Source organism: Streptococcus danieliae (assembly GCF_025447695.1).
In the GTDB taxonomy this organism is placed as follows: Bacteria; Bacillota; Bacilli; order Lactobacillales; family Streptococcaceae; genus Streptococcus; species Streptococcus danieliae.
This window is the reverse complement of sequence record NZ_JAOBSU010000005.1, coordinates 20,944-28,274: the sequence shown is the minus strand read 5'-3', so window position 1 is coordinate 28,274 and position 7,331 is coordinate 20,944. Positions and strand designations below refer to the sequence as shown.

The window sequence follows — 7,331 nt, the reverse complement described above, 5'->3', positions numbered from 1 at the left end:
CTGAAAATCTAAATGTTGATTTATCAAGGTTTGAGTGATTCAATTTGAAGAAAAACTGGGGTTTTTAGAGGTGCCCTGAAGTGTTGGAGGTGAAGGATGCGTTGTCCGGAATGTCAAAGTGATCAGACTAAGGTTATTGATAGCCGACAAGTGGAGCAGGGAGCTGCGATTCGTCGGCGTCGTGTTTGTGAAAATTGCCAATATCGCTATACAACCTATGAACGGATTGAAACCAAGCCCCTGGTGGTTATCAAAAAAGATGGGCGTCGGGAAAATTTCGAATCTTCCAAGATTTATAATGGCATTTTTCAATCGGCCGAAAAACGTCCAGTTACCTCCGAGCAGATTAAAGAAGTGGTTAAAAAAATTGAGACCAACCTTCGAAATTCATCGAGCGGGGAGGTCAGCTCGGATGAAGTGGGGGACCGTGTTTTAGAAGCTTTATCAGAACTCGATCCCATTGCCTATTTCCGCTTTGCCAGTGTTTACAAACGTTTTAATGAATTAAGTGAGGTCGAGGAACTCCTGCGACAATTCCGACAGAAAGGAGAAGAGAGTGAAACCGAGTGATTTTTTTTACTACGGGAAGGGTTTGGCGCCTCAAAAGGATGCTAGCTCCTTAGTAGTCTTTTATTACCCGATTATTGGGGCGGATGCCTTTGCTCTCTATCACTATTTCTTGAGTTTTTGGGATGGGGGGAGCAGCCAGACCCAGGTTGCCCAGGTACTGAACCACCTCCAATTTGGTGTGGACCGTTTTAATCAGGCCCTTGAATTGCTACAGGTTGTCAGACTAGTGGAAGTTTTTATAGCAGATTCCATTACACTTTATCTGCGCTCTCCTCTTGAAGGAGCGGAGTTTCTTCAAGATCATTTGTTACGTCCCTTATTGAAAAATAAAATTGGAGAAGTCGCTTTAAAAGAACTAGAACCCGCCAAACCGCAAGGGCAGAAGCAGGTGGTGAACGAGGGTAAGTTTTTCAAAGGACTCTTGGCTGGAGAACAGCGAGAAGTTGTCAAAGCCACTTTCAACCAGTTTGACCCAGTCACTTTCCAGAAACGCCTCGAAAAAGGCTCTCTCAGCTATGCCAACCGGGATACGGATGTTCTGGCCTTGGAACTTTTAGCCCGAGAATACCACTTAAATTGGAATCAACTCTATCAGTTGGCAGAAGAAACCGCTGTTCAGGGGAAAGTTGCCACCAATCGCATGGAAGCGAAATTGAAGCAAAAACCAGTTGTGGCTAGTTTTAGTCAGGGAGAGAGCTTCTATTTGAAGGAAAGTAAATCCCAATCTGCTCTGGAGTTTTTAGGGCAGCTCAAGGATACTCGTGGAAGTTCTGTTACCGACCAGGAACGAGCCCTGATTTTGAGCTTGCAGAAACAAGGTTTTTTAGACGAGGTCATCAGTATTCTCTTACTCCTGGCCTATAATCGAGATAACAGCTTGCAGATCAATGAGCGCTATGTTCTCAGAGTGGCTGAGGATTTCCAAAAACAGGGGATTACGAGTGCAGAAGAAGCGATTGTTCGCATTCAGCAACGGATAAAAGAAACATCTCCCTCTCGGAAGCAGACTTCGTCCGGCAACCGGAAGAAAGGAAGTAGCCCATCTAGCCCATCCAATGTTCCTAATTGGAGCCAGAAAAATTATGTCGATCAAACGACACCAGAAGAGATGAGGGCGCGTGAAGAAGAGCGCAAGCGGATGTTCCAACAAATGAAGGGGGAAGGAAACTAGATGAAATCAGTACATAATGCCCTGGAAGGAAAAGCTCAGCGAAAAATGGACTACCAACAGTTGGTCCAAGAGATTCAGCAGGATCCAGACGTGAATCGCTTTATCCAAGAACACGGACTTAGTTTGGAAGAAATTCAACGGTCAATCTCCAAGTTTAGTCAATTTATCAGTGAGCGGGATCGTTTCCAGAAGGGGGAAGAGGCCTACCTCTCCAAAGGTTACCAACCTGTTCTGATCATGAACCAAGGCTATGCAGATGTTAGTTATCAAGAAACAGATGAATTGATTGCAGCTGAAAAAGCCCGAGAACTCCGAAATCGCGTTCAGCTCTTGAATTTACCTGAAAGTCTGAGAGGAGTTAGCCTGCAAGACTTGGATTTAGATGATCGCTGGGCCACCATTGAACAGTTGACCAAATTTATTCTGAACTATCCGCAAGACTACCAAGGTCTCTATCTTTACGGTGATTTTGGCATCGGCAAGACTTATTTGCTGGCAGCCTTTGCCAATGATCTAGCGACTATTAAGGGGATTCAAACGGTGATGTTGCACTTTCCAACCTTTGTTCAGGATCTTAAGGATGGCTTTAAGAACAATACTGTTCGGGAACAAATTGAGGAGGTCAAGGGAGTCCCTTGTTTAATCCTCGATGATATTGGTGCGGAACAATTCTCATCTTGGCTACGAGATGAGGTCCTCCAGGTAATCCTCCAGTACCGGATGCAGGAAAATTTACCGACCTTCTTTAGTTCGAATTTATCCTTTGGAGATCTACAAAAGCGTATGTCCAGAGGAAAAGAAGGTGATGAAAGTTGGCAGGCTCAACGGGTGATGGAACGCCTGCGTTATTTAGCCAAAGAAATACATGTGCCGGGTGCAAACCGGCGGAATCAGTAAAGGAGAAATTATGTCAGTAGCAACAGTGGCGATTGTCGGTCGTCCCAATGTCGGAAAATCGACGCTTTTTAACCGGATTGCCGGGGAGCGGATTTCAATTGTGGAGGATGTGGAAGGAGTAACCCGGGATCGGATTTATGCCCAGGCCGAGTGGCTCAATCGTTCCTTTAGCATTATTGATACCGGGGGAATCGATGACGTCGATGCTCCTTTTATGGAACAAATTAAACACCAAGCCGAAATCGCCATGAATGAGGCCGATGTGATTGTCTTTGTGGTCTCTGGTAAGGAAGGTATCACCAATGCGGATGAATATGTCGCGAAAATGCTCTATAAAACAGAGAAGCCGGTCATCTTGGTGGTTAATAAGGTTGATAATCCAGAGATGCGCAATGACATCTATGATTTTTATTCTTTGGGGCTGGGAGAGCTCTATCCAGTTTCCAGTGTCCACGGGATTGGAACCGGAGATGTCTTGGATGCGATTATTGAAAATTTACCAGCTGAGGATTCCCAAGATGAGTCCGATGTGATTCGTTTCAGCTTGATCGGTCGTCCCAATGTTGGGAAATCCAGTTTAATCAATGCCATTCTAGGTGAGGATCGGGTTATTGCCAGTCCCGTAGCGGGAACAACCCGTGATGCCATTGATACTCATTTTGTAGATGCAGAGGGCCAAGAGTTTACCATGATTGACACTGCGGGTATGCGCAAGTCCGGGAAGGTTTATGAGAATACAGAAAAATACTCTGTAATGCGGGCCATGCGGGCGATTGACCGGTCTGATGTGGTCCTGATGGTTCTAAATGCCGAAGAAGGAATCCGGGAATATGACAAACGGATTGCTGGTTTTGCCCATGAGGCCGGTAAAGGAATCATTATCGTTGTTAATAAGTGGGATACCTTGGACAAGGACAACCATACCCTCAAAAACTGGGAAGAAGACATTCGTGACCAATTCCAATACCTCTCTTATGCACCGATTATTTTTGTGTCTGCGATGACCAAACAACGCTTGCATAAGTTACCAGCAATGATTAAGGAGATCAGTCAAAACCAAAACTTGCGGATTCCAAGTGCGGTCTTGAACGATGTGATTATGGATGCGATTGCGGTTAATCCAACCCCAACGGATAAAGGGAAACGGCTTAAAATTTTCTATGCAACCCAAGTGGCTGTCAAACCACCGACCTTTGTTATTTTTGTGAACGAAGAAGAATTGATGCATTTCTCTTATCTCCGTTTCTTGGAAAACCAAATTCGCAAAGCCTTTGTTTTTGAAGGAACCCCAATCCATTTGATTGCCCGTAAACGGAAATAGCAGGTTCTCTGTTTGAGAAATATTATTTAGTGACCATCAAAATTAGAATACTTGTAGAATTTCAAAAGAATGATTAGGAAAGCCGACGAGGGGAGTTTAACAGCTCTGAGAGCCCTGTTAAATTGGATCAATAGAAGCCAAGTACAGCTTTCGTACATCCTAAAGTTTATCATGGAAGCTTGGCAAGATTAGATTTTGAAGCATAAGGAGGAGGAGTATGCGAATGATTCCAGGTAAGGTACGCCAGGAAGGTAAGGTACTCTATCAAGATGATAGGGTTAGGTTTCAAGATTACCAGGATGGTTTGTTGCAATTTCAGGTGGCTACAGAGGAGGTTCACCTCTCAGCAGTTGGAGGTCAAGATTATTGCTCCTGTCAAGATTTTAGTAAAGAGGGCTACTGTGCTCACCTTGCGGCCGTTGAGATTTTCATAAGGGAAGAAGAGGACGGTAGGACATCTGTGGAATCATCAGTCCCCTTGGAAGCTGAGCCAAGGGGCGAACGCTTTCCTGATTTCCATAAGAACGGAGAAAATTTCTTTAGCTTTTTCCTAAAAGATAGGAAGGAGCTCGACCAATTACATCTAGAAGTTGAAGGAAGTCTTCCACGTTATCGCCCTGTAATCCAGTGGACTTTCAAGTTGCGTTATGGGGAGTCTAAAGCCTATATTGTTAGGGATATTTCAGATTTATTAACACGCCTGGAATATGGAGCTGAGCTTCGCCTAGGTCGCCAGATTCAAATTGAGAATTTAAGTTGGGAGTTATTTGATTCAGCTAGTCAAAATGTCTTATCTTTTCTCTTGAATCTTAAGCAAGAGGCTTCGGTGATTTCTAATCCATTTTTTTCACATTACGGGCGCTATCTAAGTCTCCCCTTACCTCTGCTGCAGCAAGCCTTTCCTTTGTTTCAGGAGTTGGAGCATTTTTCGGTAGATTTTGATGAAGGGGTTCAACGACATCCCGGCTTCCAACCATTGACAGAAGAGCAGAGTCCCTATTTTTTGAAGTTGCTAGAGGCTAAGGGAGGTTATGAGCTATTCTTTGAAATCAAGGAGCATTTTAGCTTTTATGAAGGACAACTCCTTTATTTTCAAGATACTTTTTTTCAAATTTCCTATGGCCAAGCTAGGCTTTTAAATAAGCTTCATTTCTATTTTGAAACTATTGTAATGGAGCCCTTGGTTTTTGGGACCAATCAATTGAGTCGCTTGTTTACTTTTTTGGAAATGGTAAAAGGGGTTGTGAATCTTTGGGCGCCGGAGGGTTTAGAGCCACAAGCGTTCGCAATTACCCTCCATTTGGATGTTGATCCACAGGGGTGGATACAGACTCAGTCCACGTATCAGATTGATGATCAAATTTTTACAGATGAACACCAGCTGGCCTCTTCGGGTCTTATCTTGAGTTATCAGCAACAGCTGGACTATGAACTAGCGTTACAAGAAGCTGATTTTCCATCCACGATGGTGGGGAGAAGACCTCCCTTTACGGAAGTAGAGATAGTGGATTTCTTTGATTACCACCTTCCAAAATTACAGGAACTAGCAGATGTGATCCTGTCTCCTGCTTTTACAGAATTGAGACAGGAAGTTGATTTGGAACTCAGTATTGAAGAAGGACAAGGTTTCCTGGAGGTGAGTTTTTCCCTAGAGGGAGTTGACTCAGCTGACATTCAGGAGGCGATACAAGTTCTTTCGACAGGAAACCTTTACCGAACTAAGACAGGGCGTTATCTTAGTCTAGCTGCAACCAAGCAAGAGCAACTACAACAGCTGATGTCGGTGGAGGATGGCATCTGGAATCAAGAAGAGGGACATTTCCAAGTTAAGCGGCAACTGTTGGGACGTGTAAATGCTGCCTTACATGGAGCTTCTGTTAGCTATTCAGAAGCTCTAGAGGAACTCTTAGAACACTTAGTTGATCCAGGAAGCTATCCCCTACCTTCCCATCCAATAGTCGAACAATTGCGAGACTATCAACGGCTGGGTGTTGCGTGGATGTCGATGCTTGCCCATTACGGTTTTGGCGGGATTCTCGCAGATGATATGGGGCTTGGGAAGACCCTGCAGGCGATTAGCTTTTTAGTATTGAATCTGAAAGTGGGGGAGAAATCTTTAATTGTTGCCCCTTCAGGTTTGCTGTATAATTGGAAGGCAGAGTTGGAGCGATTTGCCCCTGACTTAACAGTTGGAATGGTCTATGGTTCCAAAAAAGAGCGAGAAGAAGTGCGTGGTAAGGATTATCAGGTCTATTTGACTAGCTATGGAAGTCTACGGCAGGATATTTCTGATTATCAAAACGAGCATTTTCAATCACTCATCTTGGATGAGGCACAGTACTTAAAAAATCAGCGCACCAAGGTTCACGCAAGTCTGCAAAAGATTGATGCAGAGTCGATTTTTGCTTTGTCCGGTACGCCTGTTGAAAATCGTTTAGAAGAAATCGGATCCATTTTCGGAATTGTACTGCCTGGTCTTTTACCGGCAAAAAAACTCCTCTTAAAAATGCCAGTGGAGGCAGTCGCACACCAAATTCGCCCCTTTATTCTTCGTAGGGACAAGCAAACAATTTTAACAGAACTACCTGAAAAAACAGAAGATATCTATGTGACGGAGTTGCTTCCTGAACAAAAAGCACTATATGTGGCACAACGGGAACAAATGCAACAAGAGCTTCAAGGATTGACAGAGCAGGAATTCAGGAAACGCAAAGTAGAATTTCTAGCCGGTTTAACCCGTCTGCGGCAGATTTGCGACAGCCCTGCTCTTTTTTTGGAGGATTATCAGGGACAGAGTGGTAAATTAGAATTATTGAAGATTTTACTCGCTGGAGCCAAGGAAAGTGGCCAACGGATTTTGATTTTTTCCCAATTTGTAGAGATGCTCACCTTGGTGGAGCCAATACTTGATAAAGCTAAGGTGGATTACTTCACGATCAAAGGGTCGACACCCGCCCGTAAACGGCAAGAGATTAGTCAAGCTTTTAACCAAGGGCAAGGTGATGTTGTATTAATTTCGTTGAAAGCTGGTGGTGTCGGTCTTAACTTGACTGGGGCAGATACAGTTTTTCTATTAGATTTATGGTGGAATCCAGCAGTGGAGGAGCAAGCTATCGGTCGTGCTCATCGAATGGGACAGCAAAATCCAGTTCAAGTTTACCGTTTTATTACCAAGGGTAGTATTGAAGAAAAGATTTTTGAATTGCAGGAACACAAACGCAATCTTTTAGGTTCTATTCTGGATGCGGGGCGTCCTAATGAGTCCTTTGGTTTGGACGAGGTGAAGGAAATTTTAGGTATCTAGGAAAAGTAGGAGGACTAAACTTGAAAATCGGAGAAAAAACGCTATAATTGAGATTTGAGAGGATAAAA

5 protein-coding genes are annotated in these 7,331 nt (G+C 43.9%); all 5 read left to right on the top strand.

What is annotated here, in order from left to right; translation table 11 throughout:
• The first annotated feature begins 96 nt into the window (after window positions 1-96).
• The 5 genes from nrdR (at window position 97) to N4310_RS00805 (ending at window position 7,263) form a co-directional block, all read left to right on the top strand.
• Complete coding sequence (gene nrdR, locus N4310_RS00825; protein WP_160332309.1) at window positions 97-570, top strand: transcriptional regulator NrdR; 474 nt, start codon at window positions 97-99, stop codon at window positions 568-570.
• Window positions 557-1,741 (top strand): DnaD domain protein, encoded by a 1,185-nt coding sequence (locus N4310_RS08580; RefSeq protein ID WP_262091711.1) that lies wholly within the window; start codon window positions 557-559, stop codon window positions 1,739-1,741. The genes nrdR and N4310_RS08580 overlap by 14 nt, the downstream gene beginning before the upstream one ends.
• Entirely contained in the window at window positions 1,742-2,638 is an 897-nt protein-coding gene (gene dnaI / locus N4310_RS00815) for a primosomal protein DnaI (protein WP_262091710.1), read from the top strand.
• 10 nt (window positions 2,639-2,648) lie between these two features.
• Window positions 2,649-3,959, top strand: coding sequence for a ribosome biogenesis GTPase Der (gene der / locus N4310_RS00810; protein WP_262091709.1), 1,311 nt, complete (start codon window positions 2,649-2,651; stop codon window positions 3,957-3,959).
• 217 nt (window positions 3,960-4,176) lie between these two features.
• Window positions 4,177-7,263: a DEAD/DEAH box helicase gene (locus N4310_RS00805; RefSeq protein WP_262091708.1), complete on the top strand. Its 3,087-nt coding sequence runs from the start codon at window positions 4,177-4,179 to the stop codon at window positions 7,261-7,263.
• Window positions 7,264-7,331: the final 68 nt, after the last annotated feature.